The 14,474-nt window shown below is 35.0% G+C and carries 18 protein-coding genes; 7 read left to right on the top strand and 11 right to left on the bottom strand.

The window, feature by feature from the left end:
* Nucleotides 1-7: 7 nt before the first annotated feature.
* Both ACR9EA_RS11235 and ACR9EA_RS11230 read right to left on the bottom strand, forming a co-directional pair.
* A complete protein-coding gene (locus ACR9EA_RS11235; RefSeq protein WP_435132936.1) occupies nucleotides 8-805 on the bottom strand; it encodes a TrmH family RNA methyltransferase in 798 nt (265 codons plus the stop codon).
* Between the two features lie 41 nt (nucleotides 806-846).
* A complete protein-coding gene (locus tag ACR9EA_RS11230) occupies nucleotides 847-1,914 on the bottom strand; it encodes a DUF3810 domain-containing protein (RefSeq protein WP_435132933.1) in 1,068 nt (355 codons plus the stop codon).
* A gap of 75 nt (nucleotides 1,915-1,989) precedes the next feature.
* Here ACR9EA_RS11230 and ACR9EA_RS11225 point away from each other — a divergent pair, with 75 nt between their 5' ends.
* Nucleotides 1,990-3,450 (top strand): aminoacyl-histidine dipeptidase, encoded by a 1,461-nt coding sequence (locus ACR9EA_RS11225; RefSeq protein WP_435132931.1) that lies wholly within the window; start codon nucleotides 1,990-1,992, stop codon nucleotides 3,448-3,450.
* Between the two features lie 195 nt (nucleotides 3,451-3,645).
* On the opposite strand, the gene ACR9EA_RS11220 is transcribed toward ACR9EA_RS11225, so the two are convergent.
* Genes ACR9EA_RS11220 through ACR9EA_RS11210 form a run of 3 tightly spaced genes read right to left on the bottom strand, consistent with a single transcriptional unit; the run spans nucleotide 3,646 to nucleotide 6,344 of the window.
* The gene (locus tag ACR9EA_RS11220; protein ID WP_435132929.1) at nucleotides 3,646-4,782 is read right to left on the bottom strand and encodes a peptidylprolyl isomerase; all 1,137 of its coding nucleotides are present in this window, start codon (nucleotides 4,780-4,782) and stop codon (nucleotides 3,646-3,648) included.
* Nucleotides 4,783-4,791: 9 nt separating this feature from the next.
* Complete coding sequence (gene gldI / locus ACR9EA_RS11215; protein ID WP_435132926.1) at nucleotides 4,792-5,331, bottom strand: gliding motility-associated peptidyl-prolyl isomerase GldI; 540 nt, start codon at nucleotides 5,329-5,331, stop codon at nucleotides 4,792-4,794.
* Nucleotides 5,328-6,344, bottom strand: coding sequence for a DHH family phosphoesterase (locus ACR9EA_RS11210; RefSeq protein ID WP_435132923.1), 1,017 nt, complete (start codon nucleotides 6,342-6,344; stop codon nucleotides 5,328-5,330). The genes gldI and ACR9EA_RS11210 overlap by 4 nt, the downstream gene beginning before the upstream one ends.
* An 87-nt stretch (nucleotides 6,345-6,431) precedes the next feature.
* Here ACR9EA_RS11210 and ACR9EA_RS11205 point away from each other — a divergent pair, with 87 nt between their 5' ends.
* The 5 genes from ACR9EA_RS11205 to ACR9EA_RS11185 all read left to right on the top strand — a co-directional run bounded on the left by ACR9EA_RS11205 (nucleotide 6,432) and on the right by ACR9EA_RS11185 (nucleotide 9,828).
* Complete coding sequence (locus tag ACR9EA_RS11205) at nucleotides 6,432-6,851, top strand: nucleoside-diphosphate kinase (protein ID WP_435132922.1); 420 nt, start codon at nucleotides 6,432-6,434, stop codon at nucleotides 6,849-6,851.
* 100 nt (nucleotides 6,852-6,951) lie between these two features.
* Nucleotides 6,952-7,494, top strand: a complete 543-nt coding sequence (locus tag ACR9EA_RS11200; protein WP_435132919.1) for a hypothetical protein — start codon at nucleotides 6,952-6,954, stop codon at nucleotides 7,492-7,494.
* The gene (locus ACR9EA_RS11195; protein ID WP_435132917.1) at nucleotides 7,491-8,348 is read left to right on the top strand and encodes an ABC transporter ATP-binding protein; all 858 of its coding nucleotides are present in this window, start codon (nucleotides 7,491-7,493) and stop codon (nucleotides 8,346-8,348) included. Before ACR9EA_RS11200 ends, ACR9EA_RS11195 begins: the two co-directional genes overlap by 4 nt.
* On the top strand, nucleotides 8,345-9,175 hold the full coding sequence (locus ACR9EA_RS11190; protein WP_435132915.1) for an ABC transporter permease: 831 nt from the start codon (nucleotides 8,345-8,347) through the stop codon (nucleotides 9,173-9,175). Before ACR9EA_RS11195 ends, ACR9EA_RS11190 begins: the two co-directional genes overlap by 4 nt.
* Nucleotides 9,172-9,828 (top strand): hypothetical protein, encoded by a 657-nt coding sequence (locus tag ACR9EA_RS11185; RefSeq protein WP_435132913.1) that lies wholly within the window; start codon nucleotides 9,172-9,174, stop codon nucleotides 9,826-9,828. Before ACR9EA_RS11190 ends, ACR9EA_RS11185 begins: the two co-directional genes overlap by 4 nt.
* Here the strand turns inward: ACR9EA_RS11185 and ACR9EA_RS11180 are convergent.
* The 5 genes from ACR9EA_RS11180 to ACR9EA_RS11160 form a co-directional block, all read right to left on the bottom strand.
* Nucleotides 9,821-10,300 (bottom strand): hypothetical protein, encoded by a 480-nt coding sequence (locus ACR9EA_RS11180; protein ID WP_435132911.1) that lies wholly within the window; start codon nucleotides 10,298-10,300, stop codon nucleotides 9,821-9,823. The two genes, ACR9EA_RS11185 and ACR9EA_RS11180, sit on opposite strands and share 8 nt — an antisense overlap.
* Entirely contained in the window at nucleotides 10,301-10,579 is a 279-nt protein-coding gene (locus ACR9EA_RS11175; protein WP_435132908.1) for a DUF202 domain-containing protein, read from the bottom strand.
* 116 nt (nucleotides 10,580-10,695) lie between these two features.
* Complete coding sequence (locus ACR9EA_RS11170; protein WP_435132905.1) at nucleotides 10,696-11,538, bottom strand: OmpA/MotB family protein; 843 nt, start codon at nucleotides 11,536-11,538, stop codon at nucleotides 10,696-10,698.
* 87 nt (nucleotides 11,539-11,625) lie between these two features.
* Nucleotides 11,626-12,615, bottom strand: a complete 990-nt coding sequence (locus ACR9EA_RS11165) for a glycosyltransferase family 2 protein (protein WP_435132902.1) — start codon at nucleotides 12,613-12,615, stop codon at nucleotides 11,626-11,628.
* Nucleotides 12,616-12,621: 6 nt separating this feature from the next.
* On the bottom strand, nucleotides 12,622-13,068 hold the full coding sequence (locus ACR9EA_RS11160) for a type I restriction enzyme HsdR N-terminal domain-containing protein (RefSeq protein ID WP_435132899.1): 447 nt from the start codon (nucleotides 13,066-13,068) through the stop codon (nucleotides 12,622-12,624).
* Nucleotides 13,069-13,163: 95 nt separating this feature from the next.
* Here ACR9EA_RS11160 and holA point away from each other — a divergent pair, with 95 nt between their 5' ends.
* Nucleotides 13,164-14,168 carry a DNA polymerase III subunit delta gene (gene holA / locus ACR9EA_RS11155; protein WP_435132896.1) on the top strand — a complete coding sequence of 335 codons (1,005 nt, stop codon included), beginning with the start codon at nucleotides 13,164-13,166 and terminating at the stop codon, nucleotides 14,166-14,168.
* Between the two features lie 7 nt (nucleotides 14,169-14,175).
* Here the strand turns inward: holA and ACR9EA_RS11150 are convergent, their stop codons facing one another.
* On the bottom strand, nucleotides 14,176-14,472 hold the full coding sequence (locus tag ACR9EA_RS11150) for a DUF721 domain-containing protein (RefSeq protein ID WP_435132893.1): 297 nt from the start codon (nucleotides 14,470-14,472) through the stop codon (nucleotides 14,176-14,178).
* Between the last annotated feature and the right edge of the window lie 2 nt (nucleotides 14,473-14,474).

Below are 14,474 nucleotides of genomic sequence, written 5' to 3'. Positions count from 1 at the left end.
TTGAAAATTAGGCAAATTGTCTTTGGCGTTTTGCTTCGAAAACTAATATGCCAGCGGCTACAGACACGTTCATAGAGTCGATTTCGCCTTGCATTGGGATGATGATGTTTTGTGTTGCTTCGTCCAGCCAATCGTTGCTTAAACCAGTAGCTTCGGTGCCTACAACCAAGGCAGAAGCTTTGGTGTAATTTTGGGTGTAATACGGTTTAGAAGCTTGAAGCGCTGCACAGAAAATGTTAATGTTTTTCGATTTTAAAAATGAAATAATCTCCGAAGTACTTCCCGTAGCAACCTGATTGGTAAATACACACCCTACGCTAGAGCGGATAATATTCGGGTTGTATAAATCGGTTTTTGGGTTGGCTATAATAAAAGCATCTACATTAGCGGCATCGGCAGTTCTTAATAAGGCACCAATGTTTCCTGGTTTTTCAGGAGCTTCAGCAATTAAAATTAACGGATTTGGAGTGCTAAACTTCAAATCGGATAGTACGCTAGTTTTGTGTTTGGCAATCGCTAGAACACCTTCGGTAGTTTCTCTATAAGCCAGTTTTTGATATATGTCTTTCGAGATGTTTATAAGCTGTGTGTGTGGAAGTAGTAGTTTAGTAACGGTTTCTAAATTAACAAAATCGGGGCAATATAACAGTGTGTTTATGGTGTAAGCGCCTTTAATGGCTAAACTAATTTCGCGTTGCCCTTCAATAACAAACGTTTCCGATTTTTTGCGTTCGCGCGATTTTTCTTTTAATTGAAAAATATGCTTTATTAACGGATTCTGAATGCTGCTAATGTGTTTTTCCATGCTGCAAAAATAGTGTAAAATTAATTAGGGTTGCCACGCGACTAAATATCAAACTCCTGAAAATAATTTACTAGTAAGGCGACTACATAACTGTAACTTTCCATGCCGCCTTGTTGGTTGTTGGCTTCTAAATACGAACTGTAAGTCAGTTTAAAAATTGGCTCTAAAGGGTTGGTGTATTGTTCCCAAAACAGGCGGGTTTCTTCATAGTTTTTTAAAACTCCTATATTCACTTTAGCAACCATATCTTCGTACAAATTAGGATCTCTATGGTAAATTTCGTTTAAACAGTGGCGAAGACCAAACGAATACCCCGAATATTTAATGTGTAAATTATCGTTGTTAATAGTGGCAAGGCATCCTATAAAGTTAGCTTCATTTTCGGCGGCATAACCTAACTGATGTGCCATTTCGTGAGCCGTTGTAGTTGGAAATTTATAAGTTGGAATTAAGTAATCTACCTGTGCTTCGTTGGTTAAAGGGTTAAGGTAGCCGCTAAATCCCATATAAGTTAAAGGCACACTAAATAACGACATTTTAATGCTTTTTGGGCTGTAATCTAAATGTGGGAATTGTGCTTTTAAATTGCGATACCCATTTTCCGAAATTTTAAAGATTTCACGTTTCGTTAAAGGTATGTTTACTTTTAACGTATCGTTTTGTGTAAGTTTAAATTGCAGTGCATTGGTTTTGTTGGTTAATAAGGTGGTTACCTTAACCAATTGTTCGGTGGTGTAATCGGCTTCTAAACCTAAATTGCTGTGTAATGGTAAACGGTAATAATTCATACCCCAAAACAAGTGAAAAGCAAAATAAATTACGGTGGTAGCCGCCAAAACATCTACAATCCAATTTATAGTATCAGTAATAATACGTTTTCTGTTGGCAAATAACCAATGTAAAATGTATATGATGCCAAACGCGTAAATAAAATCACCAAACGAAAAAGGCATCCATCCTAAGGTAAATCGAAATCCTTTCGAAATATATGGGTATATGCCGTTACTATATACACGCTCTACAATTTCTGGATACCCCGATAAAAATTTTACAATGCCATACAGGGGCAATAACGCTAAGGCTAAATATGTTTTTGGGTTTTTAAGCATACCTCAAAAATAGGTAAATGTTTGTAATAGGTTGCTGCGAATACCTACCTTTGTATAACATTTTAAAACGATATTATGAATTCAGAAATACGAGCATTAGAACCCAATGCGCTTTGGAATAAATTTGCCGATTTAAATGCCGTGCCAAGGGCATCTAAAAAAGAAGCTCAAGTAATAGCTTTTATGAAAGATTTCGGAACCTCGTTAGGACTTGAAACGATAGTTGATGAGGTTGGAAATGTTATTATTCGCAAGCCAGCCACAGCAGGTATGGAAGACAGAAAAGCCATTGTAATGCAGTCGCATTTAGATATGGTACACCAAAAAAATAACGATACTGTTTTCGATTTCGAAACCCAAGGTATAGACATGTATGTAGATGGCGATTGGGTACGCGCAAAAGGTACCACTTTAGGAGCCGACAATGGTTTGGGAGTGGCAACCATTATGGCTATTTTAGAAAGCGATAGCATTGCGCATCCAGAACTTGAGGCGTTATTTACGATTGATGAAGAAACTGGAATGACGGGTGCTCAAGGTTTAAAAGGTGGACTTTTAAAAGGTGATATTCTTTTAAATCTAGATACCGAAGAAGATGATGAAATTGGTGTAGGTTGTGCTGGTGGTGTAGATGTTACAGCAACAAGATCGTATAATCAAGAAGAAACGCCAGAGTTTAAAATAGGCTATAAAATTACAGTTAAAGGCTTACAAGGTGGACATTCGGGGATGCAAATTCACGAAGGTCTAGGCAATGCCAATAAGATTTTAAACCGTTTACTTTTCGATGGTTTCGAGAATTTTGGTTTACGCATTTCAGAAATCGATGGTGGTAGTTTACGAAATGCCATACCTAGAGAAAGTATGGCTATTGTAGCTATTGATGCGGTGCATAAAGCTGCTTTCGAGTTTGAAATGAATCAACAAGCCGAAATTATTAAAGCCGAACTAAAAACCATGGAGCCAGATTTAAAGGTGCTGATTGAAGCTGTGGAAACTCCAAAATTTATTATGGATCTAGGGGTTCAGGAAGGGTTTACTCGTGCTTTATATGCGGCACATAATGGCGTGTACAGAATGAGTGCAGATATTCCAGAACTGGTGGAAACTTCTAATAACATTGCACGTGTGATTTTAAAGGATGGTAAAATTAAAGTAGGATGTTTAACACGATCTTCGGTAGATAGTTCTAAATGGGATTTAGCAAATACCTTACGTGCAACTTTCGAATTAACAGGTTGCGAAGTAGAATTTAAAGGCGATTACCCAGGATGGACACCAAATATGGAATCGTCTATTTTAAAAGTGTTAGACGAAACATACGAGCGTTTAAATGGCGAAAAAGCTCATGTAGCGGCTTGTCATGCTGGTTTAGAATGTGGTATTTTAGGATCTAATTATCAAGATATGGAAATGATTAGTTTTGGCCCGACGATAAAAGGTGCGCACTCTCCAGATGAACGTGCCAGTATTTCATCGGCTCAAAAATATTGGACATTTGTTTTGGAAATTTTAAAGCACATTCCAAAGAAATAAGGGCTCTTATAGCACAATTCTAGAATAAAAAAATCCGCTGTTTAGCGGATTTTTTTTATGAATTAGTATGTTGAAAATATGTGTTGTATTATGATAGCGTATTGACTTTTTTATCTGAAAGAACAAGCTGCAATACTAACAATCTCACTACTTATATTCCACTACTTATATTCCACTACTAATAGCTATTTAGGTTTACTCTTGACCAACAACACCTGTAATTTCTAAATCGAAAACAAGGTTGGTATTTGGTTTGATAACCGGAGGTGCACCACGTTCGCCATAAGCTAAAGCCGATGGAATGTAAACACGAGCTTTGTCGCCTACATTCATATTAAGCATGGCTTCTCTGAAGCCAGGAATTAAGCCTGCGCTTTCGTTGTAAATCATAGGGAATGGTTGATAACCGCCTTGAGCATCGCGTTGCGGATTGTACTGTCCGTAAACTTTAGCTATTTCAGGGTAGTTGGTATCGAATAAAGCACCATCTTCTAAATATCCTGCATAACCAATAAGTACTTTGTCTTCAGAAGTTGGTTTAGTTCCATCACCTTTTTCAATAACAGATATACCTAAACCAGAAGGTAAGGTTTCCATTTTTTCACGTAGCGCTTTGTCGCTTTCTAAAAAGTCTGCTTTAGCTTGTTCTAATTTTGCTTCGGCTTCTTTTTTCTGTTTTTCGATTTCTTCAAAACTGTTTAAGAATACGGCATTAGCATCAAATTTTTTGGCTTCAGCACCTTTTCTTATAATGTTTACTTGTTGTAGTACAACGTCTTCTAAAGGTTTGTCTCTTCCGTCGCGCTCTACATTCGATATCGTGTCTTGCACTTCTAATCCTAAAACCAATTCACCAAAAACAGCATGTCTGTTATCTAAATTAGGCGTTGGTATTTCTGTAATAAAAAACTGACTGCCATTGGTGTTAGGACCAGAGTTGGCCATAGATAAAATGCCTGGCTTGTCGTGCTTTAATTCGTCGTTAAATTCATCGTTGAATTTATATCCAGGGCTGCCTGTACCAGTTCCGGTAGGATCGCCACCTTGAATCATGAATTTATCGATAACACGATGAAAAATGGTACCGTTGTAGTATTTTTTGTTTTTGTAAGTACTGTCTACCATAGTGTTTGTGCCTTCTGCCAAAGTAATAAAGTTGGCTACGGTTACAGGTACTTTTTTGTACTCTAAATTAGCCACCATGGTACCTTTGTTGGTAATGAATTCGGCATAGATGCCATCTGGTAAATCTGGGTATTTTTCGTTACATGCTGTAAAGCTTAGAATAAGCGTAAGCAAAAAAATCTTTAATGTTTGTTTTAATAGGGTCATTTTTTGTAATTAATTTTCGGTTATTGAATGTACTGTTACTTTGCAAATAAGGGGTATGTTGGTGCCAATTTTATTTTCGTCGCCATAATAGCCATAAGCTTTAGACGACGGAAAAAGAAAGGTTACAGTTTCTCCAGCTTTCATTAATTTTAAGCCTTCGCGGAGTCCTGTAAATAGTTCTTGTTGATCCATTACGTAGCGGTCTGGCTTGGTTTCGTTGGCAGAATAGATTTGTATGCCGTTAAGCGATTTCACATCGTAATCAAAAAAAACAATGTCGCCATAATCGGGTTTGGGTAAGGAATCTGCTGTTATTTGTGTGTTGTAAGTGTACCAAAATCCACTATTGGAAGCGATGTACTTTTGATTTGGATTTTTGTTAATATACTCCTGAAATTGTTGTTTTTCGCTTTCGTATAATTGCGTATTTCGTTTTACAGACTCGTCTATAAACGAACCGCTAGTTACCGATATTGGTCGTCTGGCCTCGGGAGATTTACAAGCGATTACACTTACCAATATTATACAACATAAAAGTAATTTTTTCATGAGGTTAATTCATTTTTATGGCTTGGTAAGATACTAATAAATTTTTCAACTGTATCGTTTAGAGATAAATCACTTTTTCCGCCAGCAGCATTGGTATGTCCACCTCCTTCAAAATATCGTCTGGAGAATTCGTTTACAGAGAAATCACCTTTAGACCTAAGCGAAATTTTAATAATATTTTCTTGCTTATGTTCTATAAAAATAGCTGCAAATTTAATATTGTTGAGCGATAGCCCGTAGTTAACAAATCCTTCGGTATCTCCTTTTTTGAAGTTGAATTGATTAAGTTCGTCTTGAGATAAGGTAATGTAAGCCGTATTTAATTCGGGAATAACTTTAAGGTTGTTAAGTGCACAACCTAATAATTGCAATCTCTCGTAGCTGTTGGTGTCGTAAATCTTATTATGAATTTCGGCATTGTTGGCACCGTGTTCTATAAGTTTACCAATAATGTAATGGGTTTCGCTTGTAGTAGCCGCAAATCTAAACGAGCCTGTATCGGTCATAATGCCTGTGTACAAGCAGGTGGCCATAGCTTGGGTTATCTTATTGGTATCGCCTAACATTTCTATAAAACGATACACCATTTCGCAGGTAGAACTCATTGTAACGTCAGAATACGTGTACAAAGCGTAAGGTTCTGGCTGTTGGTGATGGTCTATCATGAGTTTTATAGCTTTGCTGTTAGCTAGTTCTTCGCCCATGTTTTCTACGCGATGTAAGGCATTAAAATCTAATGTAAAAATCAGTTCTGCATCTGCAATAATGGTATTGCAGTGCGCTGTATTACTATCGTATTTTAATACAGTATCGTCTCCTGGTAGCCATTTTAAAAAATCTGGATAATCGTTTGGAGCAATCACAACAGCTAGGTGATTGTATTGTTTTAAGTAATGGTAAAGCGCAAGTGTAGAGCCCATGGCATCGCCATCTGGATTTTTATGCGGAACAATAACAATGCGTTTTGGCGTGCTTAAAAGCGTTTGTATTTGGGTGATTTCTGAAACTGTCATAAGGGGCGAAGATACAATTTTTTAATATTGGTTTATATGGTAGTTCTAAAGAAATGCATTACTTTTGCAGCAAATTTAAAAAAACAAATGGCAACAAATAGAACATTTACAATGCTTAAGCCAGATGCTGTTGAAAAAGGACACATTGGCGCAATTTTAGAAAAAATAAACGCTTCAGGGTTTAGAATAGTAGCGATGAAGTTAACGCAAATGACCAAAGCAGATGCTGAAGCTTTTTACGCAATACACAGTGAGCGTCCGTTTTTTGGTGAGTTGGTAGAGTATATGACTCGTGGTCCAATTGTAGCGGCTATTTTAGAGAAAGAAAATGCCGTAGCAGATTTTAGAACCCTTATTGGTGCTACAAATCCAGCTGATGCAGCCGAAGGTACTATTCGTAAAATGTATGCAGATTCTATTAGCGAAAATGCTGTGCATGGAAGTGATAGCGATGAAAATGCAGCAATAGAAGGTGCTTTTCATTTTGCTGGACGCGACATGTTTTAAACAATAAATTAACATATTAAGAAAGCCTGTAGTTATCTACAGGCTTTTTTTATTAACATTTATATGGTAAATTAGTTAAAGATTTATTTTATTTGTTATCATGGAATTCGCTAGCTTACCTAAACAACCACATCCATTTTGTTCTTATTTAAGAGTAGGGAAGCTGCTGTATTATTCTTTAATTTTATTTATACTAGAATCTTGGGGGTTTTGGGTTTTTCTTAAAAAATCTTTACAAACAGATAGTGTCGGGTGGCAAATACTTTGGTTGGTTTGTTTTTTGTTTTCGTTTATACATATTTTTTTGGTATTAATGGATGGCTGGTCGCGATATCAAAATTATAAACGAGCAAAAGATCAGTTTTTCGAGTATGGTTTTCAGAACAGAATAGCGGCCAATTATATTGGGTCTAAGTGTCAGCGTTCGGCTGCTTTAGTCGCTGCTAGCGAACTAGGAATAGAGCAACATGTAGCCAATTATTATAAAAAACGCGGTGTAAAATGGCATCATTTTGTGCCGTATTTTATGGTGAAAGATCCGTTATTCCTTATTCGGAAAACCTTTTGGGCGCGTACTTTTATGGAAAAGACTTATCAATCCAAATTCGATTATAAAAAACTTCAATTAGAATTTTCTGCATGATATTATCCGTAAAAGATGTCTGTAAATCGTATGGCAATCTTCAAATTTTAAATGCTGTAAATTTAGTTTGTAATGCAGGTGAAGTCTCTGGTTTATTAGGGGCAAATGGCGCTGGTAAAACAACACTTTTTAAAATTATTCTGGGTTTAGTAAAAGCTGATTCTGGTACTGTAACCCTAAATGCTAACGGCGTAAAACCTATTGGCGGTATAATTGAAAAACCTGCATTGTACGAGTATTTAAATGCTTACGATAATTTAAAGCTATTTTGTAAAGTACAGGGTTTAAACGTTACAACTCCCGATTTAATTAACAAATTGCAGCAAGTTGGACTGCCTACAAATAGAACCGATCCTGTAAAGCATTTTTCTATGGGGATGAAACAGCGTTTGGGTATAGCTATAGCATTATTAAACAACCCAAAATGTTTAATTTTAGATGAACCGTTTTCGGGATTGGATCCTTTAGGGATATCGGCCTTACGGCAACTAATTATAGAATTAGCCGAAAAAAAAGGATTGGCTATTATTATTTCATCCCATATTATTGAAGAATTAAGCAAAATATGTACCCGATTGTTTGTTATAAAAAACGGCAACATTATAAAATCTGGTGTTACACAAAACATTATTCAAGAGCATACTACAAGTTATAATTTTACGGCTCCAAATATTAAGGCATCTAAAACTTTGCAAAACTATAAAACCGTCTTTAAGGGCGCGTCGGCGAGTGTAACTTTGGCGGCAGAAGAAGTGCCTGAATTAATACAAAAACTGCATGAAGAGCACATTTATATTACGTCTTGTGTGCCCGAATTAAATATGGATAAATTGTTTGAGTTTAATACTGTATGAAAGCATTAGTCGCCTCAGAGTTTTATAAATTATTTAAGCAAGGCAAAACCTATTATGCTCTAGCTGCTCTATTTGTAATTGAAATGGTTATTTTGGTAAGTGCGTATTATCAAGGCGCAACCATTATAGATATTCTACTAGACAATTTAAAACAATCCTTTTATTTTGAAGGTACTTTGTTAAATGGTAATTTGTTGGTTTACCTAATATTAAATTCACTTTGGTTTAATTTGCCACTCATTTTAATGATTGTGGTATCTGGTATGTTAACATCGGAGTATAAAGACCGCACTGTACAAGCCATGATGTTGCAGCCTGTAAGTAAATGGCAATTCATGCTTAGTAAGTACATTGTAGCTATTACTTTTACTGTAGTGGTTGTAGTTTTAATGGCATTATCTGCATTTATATTGTCGTATGCTGTATTCGGGACAGGAGATTTAATCGTGTATTTAAATGCCTTAAATTTTTTCGAACAGACAGATGCGGTTTATCGTTTAAGTTACGCTTTTGTTTCGGGAGCCTTTTCTATGGTTTTTTTCTCGGTAACCAGTCTAACTTTGGCAGTATTTTTTAAAGAAGCTACAAAAACCTGGATTGTTGCAGCATTGTTTTTAATACTTTCTAATGTTTTACTTAAAATAGATTTCGGAAATTCGTTTTTAAACAGTCTGTTTTTCTTTAAACTTAACGATACTTGGCAATATTTTTTTTATCAGGATATCGATTGGGTGTCAATAGGCGTTAATAGCGTAATGTTGGTAATTTATACCTTGTTATTTGCGGGTTTAGGAATTTATGTGTTTAATAAAAAAGATATAGGATGATACGTTTACTTTTCTTGTTTTTTTGTGTTTCTGGAGTCTGGGCACAACAAATTGATGCCGATTTATTGGCTGTAAAATCTAGAATGGATACTGTTGAAGGGTTTACGGTAGATTTACAATTAGATGTTGATATTAGCTTTATAAATATGCCTACCAAGTATGCTACAATGATTTATGAAAAAGGCAAACCAACCAAATTCGATTCGAAAGATTTTGTGATGCTTCCAAAACGAGGTTTAGATTTTTCGTTGCAACAACTGTTCGAATATCCATTTATTACAGTAGATCGCGGACAAGAAGAGCGGGATGGGGCATTGTATAAATCTGTAAACATTATACCAACCGATAAACGTGCCGATTTTGCTATAGCGACGGTTTTAATAGATACCCATTTGGAGCGTATTGTAGAAACAGAAATAAGCACTAAAAAAAATGGTACCTATATTGTGGTTTTTTATTATAAGGAACCAACAGAAATTTTACCACAACAAGTGGCTGTAAATTTTGAAATAGAGCGTATTAAAATTCCTTTAAATTATATGGGAAAGGGCACTACAGTTAATAAAGACCAAATGAAAGCAGATGGTGTTAAAACTGGTAAAATTGTGCTTACCATGTCTAATTATTCAATTAAATCTAATTTGGCTAAATAGTAGTTAAAGCTTCCAATTCCAAATTAAAATCGTATTGTAAATCTTCGTGAAGCCCTGTGATAAGTTTCTTAATGGTTTCAATTTGTCTGTTGTATAAATTGGTTAGAGTAAGATTGTGTTTTATAGTAGGTTTAAAGCTTTTTAACTCCTTGCAAAAAAATAATAACAATTCAATTTCTGTTTCCTTTTTACCCGAATATCTGGCGTAAGTTTTTAGCTGTCTTAAAATTTTACGCACGCTTTTTTTTATGTAGAAGTAGCTATTAGGGTTTATGTTTTTAAATTGCTCGTGCAGCTCCTGTGTAACTGTGGCTATGTATTGGTGTTCGTTGTCGGCTTCAAAAAGCAGATAGGTTAGGAGTTCTTTATTTTCCTTTTTAAATTTCGATAAACGTAAGCAGAGCGCTATGAGTTCGGTTTGAGATAAATGTTGTAATTCGGTTTTAAGGGTTTTAACTGTTGCCGTTTTCATTTAAACTTTATAATGTTTTCGAATTAATTTACGCACTTTTATAAGTCTGTAAATACCAATGGCCAATATAATTGGGGCTATTATAAGCAAAACAATCCCGAAAGATTCTAATTGAGCAAACATATGCATTTTTATAATGGTGAGTCCTGTACCTAAAAACACCATAAACGTTCTAAAATAAGCTAAAAACGTACGTTCGTTGGCTAATTTTGTGCGCTCTATGGCTAACCAATCGCGCGTAATTAATGTTGTGGTATTGGGTTGCGGTTTGTTAGACATGAGTGTTTGGTCTTGGTTTATTTTGCATAAATCTGTTGTTAAAGATACTAAAACATATAAAAAAAGCCCAACTAAGAATTTAGCTGGACTTAATATTATTTAAGATTGAAAATGAATTATTTAGTGCCTTCAGAAAGGTTTTTCATTTCTTTTTCAACCATTTCGTAGAACTGATCGATTTTTGGAAGTACAACAATACGGGTACGTCTGTTTGTTGCTCTGTCTTCTGGAGTGTCGTTAGGTACTAATGGTACATAATGGCTTCTACCAGCAGCAATTAATTGCGCAGGATTAACATCTAAGTCTTGTAACACACGAACTACAGAGGTAGCACGTTTAACACTTAAATCCCAGTTGTCTTCTAACACACCACCTTTTTTGTAAGGTACATTATCTGTGTGTCCTTCAACCATACATTCAAAATCTGGTTTACTATTAACTACTTTAGCAACTTTTGCTAACACTTCTTTTGCGCGATCTGTTACGATGTAGCTTCCGCTTTTAAATAATAATTTATCGGCAATAGAAATGAAAACAACTCCTTTTTCAACATTAATTTCAATGTCTGGATCGTTAATACCAACTTCACGTTTTAAGCTGGTAACAACCGCTAAGGTTACACTGTCCTTTTTGGTTAAAGCATCTTGAAGACGAGTAATTTTTAAATCTTTTTCTTTTAAGCTTTCTAGAGATTTTTCTAAGTTCTCGGCACCTTTTTGCGTTAAGGTTGTTAAGTTACCTTTGGTGTCAATTAAATCGTCTATTTGATCTTTAAGTGCTTCTGCTCTTGCTGTAGCAGCGGCTTTGTCTGTAAGACAGGCATTTAATTTTACTGTTGCAGAGTTTAATAAATCTTGAGTTTCTTTTTGTTTAGCTTCTAAAGCAGCATAATCTTTTTTAGATACACAAGATGATAAAAGGAGTAAAGCAGTTACACTGCTCAAAATCAGTTTCTTCATAATAATTCTTAAATTATATTTAATCTCATCAAAAATATAAAAAAAAATATGTTAAAAAGGTGTTTAACAAAACTTTTACTAACTATTTTATAATTGACTAAATTTTCGATTGTTTTTAACAAAATACTGCCATACGATAGATTTTACCGTATAATATGTTTTGGTTTTTGGCGTTGCTTTTCGTTGTTTTAAAAGTAGAGGCAAAGCCAAATAAAAATGGAAATGTGCTTTTAAAATAGATAGGATGTGTTTGGGTTTAAACTGAATTAAAAAATGAATTCCTGCCAAGCCATCTAATAATAACCTTGCGATGATTAATGGAAGAATGGGTTTAGGTGTATTTTTAACAAGCATAAATAAGCTGTTCCTGAAATTTAAATAGGTTTTTTGTGGATTTGAAGCCGATAAAGTCGCACCTCCTACATGATACACTTTGCTATCTGGTAAATATGTAATGGCGTTGTTTAGATGTTTTGCCCGCCAACACAAATCAATTTCTTCCATGTGGGCAAAAAAATGGGTATCGAAACCTTCCAATTGATTAAATACCTTGGCGCGAATAAAAAAGCAAGCACCAGAGGCCCAAAAAATATCTGTTGTATTGTTATATTGTTGCAGGTCTTGTTCTAGGGTGTCAAAAATTCGTCCTCTGCAATACGGGTAACCATATTTGTCTATAAACCCGCCTGCTGCTCCAGCATATTCAAAATAATCTGGGTTTTTAAAATCTAATATTTTAGGTTGAATTATGGCTGTTTTAGGTTCGTTTTTAAAAGTTTTTAAAATAGGATGTAACCAGTTTTCAGAAACTGCAATATCGTTGTTTAATAAACAAAAAATATCGGCATCTATTTGTTTTAAGCCTTCATTGTAGCCTTTGGCATAACCTCCGTTTTCTGAGTTGATTATAACTTTTGTGTCAGGGAAATGTTGTTTTAAATATGAAACAGAATCATCAGTCGAAGCATTGTCTATAACATAAACGTCGGCTTCTGGGGAGTGAGAAATTACACCAGGTAAAAACTGTTCAAGCAGTGCTTTTCCGTTCCAGTTTAATATTACAATAGCAAGTTTCATGGGTAATTAAAAGTTGTAATTTGGGATGTCTTTTAAAAAGTGATAGGCTTCTACTTTATAATCCATTTGGCAATAATAATGATTTATACCGTTGGTAACCATTAAATAATTAGCATTTAGGCTTAAATTGTAACGTGCAATTTGGTCGAAGGTGGTTTGGTTAATTGTAATTTGTGGCGCTTTACATTCTACAATAAGTTGTATGCTGCCATTGGTGTTAAACACTACAATATCGTAACGTTTTCGTAAACCGTTAACCAGCAGTTCTTTTTCTACGTTTATTAGCGATTTAGGGTATTGTTTTACTTGTATTAAATATTGAACGCAATGCTGTCTTACCCATTCTTCGGGTTGTAGCACAATAAATTTTTTACGAATTTCATCAAAAATAGAAATTTTATTTTCGCTATTTTTGAAACGAAATGTAAACTTTGGAAAGTTTAACTCTTGCATGTATAATTCTTGAGTGCCCAAAGGTAGATTTCATAATTCAAAAAGCCAATTCCACAATTCTATTTTTTAGAAGCAATCACTTATAATATTTTAGTTTGGACGAAATAAAACAGTTAGTAGCCGATATAAAACAAAAAAAGTTGAAACCTATTTATTTATTAATGGGTGAAGAATCTTATTATGTCGATAAAATTTCGGACTTTATTGAAGCCAGTGTTTTAAGCGAAGAGGAAAAAGGTTTTAACCAAATGGTGTTATATGGGCGCGATATTACTGTTGAAGACATAGTAAGTCAGGCTAAGCGTTACCCAATGATGGCAGAATATCAGGTGGTTATTGTTAAAGAAGCTCAGGATTTGTCGCGGCAAATCGATAAATTAACCGATTACGCCAAGCAACCGCAACCATCTACTATTTTGGTTTTAAATTATAAGTATAAAACCGTAGATAAGCGCAAGGCCATTTATAAAGCGATAAAAAAAACAGGCGTAGTTTTTGAAAGTAAAAAACTATACGAAAATCAGGTAGCCGATTGGATTCGTAGAGTATTATCACCAAAATCGTATAGCATTACACCTAAAGCCGCCCAAATGCTGGTCGAGTTTTTAGGAACCGATTTAAGCAAAATAAATAATGAGCTGGAGAAACTACAAATAATTTTACTAAAAGACACACAAATTACCCCCGACCATATTGAAGAAAATATTGGTATAAGTAAGGATTATAATAATTTTGAGCTGCGTAAGGCTATTGGGTCTCGTAATGTGCTTAAGGCTCAAAAAATTGTAAAGTATTTTGCAGACAACCCAAAAGATAATCCTATGGTGGTTACGGTGTCGTTATTGTTCAGTTTTTTTTCGCAGTTATTACACATTCATGGCATGAATGATAAAAATCCAAGAAGCGTAGCTTCCGCCTTAAAAATCAATCCTTATTTTGTAGAAGAATATCTAGTAGCTGTTAGAAATTACCCGATGAAAAAGGTAAGTGCCAATATTGCAATTTTACGGGAATTCGATGTAAAAAGTAAAGGTGTTGGCGCTAATGCCGTTCCGCAAGGCGATTTGTTAAAAGAGCTTTTGGTGCTTTTAATGCAGTAATTTCGAGTTAACGTAAAATCAGTTTTTTTACCACTTCTTTACCTAAATCGTCATTAAGCATGTTAATTATTTTTTCTTTTCCATAGCTTAATTCTTCTCGAAGCACGCTAGAACTTAATTGAACGTAAAGTGTATCGCGTTCCAGACTTATGGCCGTAGTGTAGTTGTTGACCCCGTTACCCATAAGCTTGGCCCAAGCATCACGCACATTAACTTTGTCTAAACCAGATTCTAATTTATTGGTCTCTACAAATGCTTTTAAAACATCCGAAATGCTTAAGTGTTCGTTGTTGCGTTTTGCCATTG

Origin of the sequence: Formosa sp. A9, from assembly GCF_051200825.1 — a bacterium.
Lineage (GTDB): Bacteria > Bacteroidota > Bacteroidia > Flavobacteriales > Flavobacteriaceae > Formosa.
The sequence above is the reverse complement of the archived record's forward strand: the minus strand, read 5'-3'. Positions and strand labels throughout refer to the sequence as shown.

What these genes read in the sequence shown, in the direction of transcription:
- ACR9EA_RS11235 (WP_435132936.1), bottom strand. Translation starts at nt 805, where the DNA reads ATGGAAAAACACATTAGCAGCATTCAGAATCCGTTAATAAAGCATATT.
- ACR9EA_RS11230 (WP_435132933.1), bottom strand. Translation starts at nt 1,914, where the DNA reads ATGCTTAAAAACCCAAAAACATATTTAGCCTTAGCGTTATTGCCCCTG.
- ACR9EA_RS11225 (WP_435132931.1), top strand. Translation starts at nt 1,990, where the DNA reads ATGAATTCAGAAATACGAGCATTAGAACCCAATGCGCTTTGGAATAAA.
- ACR9EA_RS11220 (WP_435132929.1), bottom strand. Translation starts at nt 4,782, where the DNA reads ATGACCCTATTAAAACAAACATTAAAGATTTTTTTGCTTACGCTTATT.
- gldI (WP_435132926.1), bottom strand. Translation starts at nt 5,331, where the DNA reads ATGAAAAAATTACTTTTATGTTGTATAATATTGGTAAGTGTAATCGCT.
- ACR9EA_RS11210 (WP_435132923.1), bottom strand. Translation starts at nt 6,344, where the DNA reads ATGACAGTTTCAGAAATCACCCAAATACAAACGCTTTTAAGCACGCCA.
- ACR9EA_RS11205 (WP_435132922.1), top strand. Translation starts at nt 6,432, where the DNA reads ATGGCAACAAATAGAACATTTACAATGCTTAAGCCAGATGCTGTTGAA.
- ACR9EA_RS11200 (WP_435132919.1), top strand. Translation starts at nt 6,952, where the DNA reads ATGGAATTCGCTAGCTTACCTAAACAACCACATCCATTTTGTTCTTAT.
- ACR9EA_RS11195 (WP_435132917.1), top strand. Translation starts at nt 7,491, where the DNA reads ATGATATTATCCGTAAAAGATGTCTGTAAATCGTATGGCAATCTTCAA.
- ACR9EA_RS11190 (WP_435132915.1), top strand. Translation starts at nt 8,345, where the DNA reads ATGAAAGCATTAGTCGCCTCAGAGTTTTATAAATTATTTAAGCAAGGC.
- ACR9EA_RS11185 (WP_435132913.1), top strand. Translation starts at nt 9,172, where the DNA reads ATGATACGTTTACTTTTCTTGTTTTTTTGTGTTTCTGGAGTCTGGGCA.
- ACR9EA_RS11180 (WP_435132911.1), bottom strand. Translation starts at nt 10,300, where the DNA reads ATGAAAACGGCAACAGTTAAAACCCTTAAAACCGAATTACAACATTTA.
- ACR9EA_RS11175 (WP_435132908.1), bottom strand. Translation starts at nt 10,579, where the DNA reads ATGTCTAACAAACCGCAACCCAATACCACAACATTAATTACGCGCGAT.
- ACR9EA_RS11170 (WP_435132905.1), bottom strand. Translation starts at nt 11,538, where the DNA reads ATGAAGAAACTGATTTTGAGCAGTGTAACTGCTTTACTCCTTTTATCA.
- ACR9EA_RS11165 (WP_435132902.1), bottom strand. Translation starts at nt 12,615, where the DNA reads ATGAAACTTGCTATTGTAATATTAAACTGGAACGGAAAAGCACTGCTT.
- ACR9EA_RS11160 (WP_435132899.1), bottom strand. Translation starts at nt 13,068, where the DNA reads ATGCAAGAGTTAAACTTTCCAAAGTTTACATTTCGTTTCAAAAATAGC.
- ACR9EA_RS11150 (WP_435132893.1), bottom strand. Translation starts at nt 14,472, where the DNA reads ATGGCAAAACGCAACAACGAACACTTAAGCATTTCGGATGTTTTAAAA.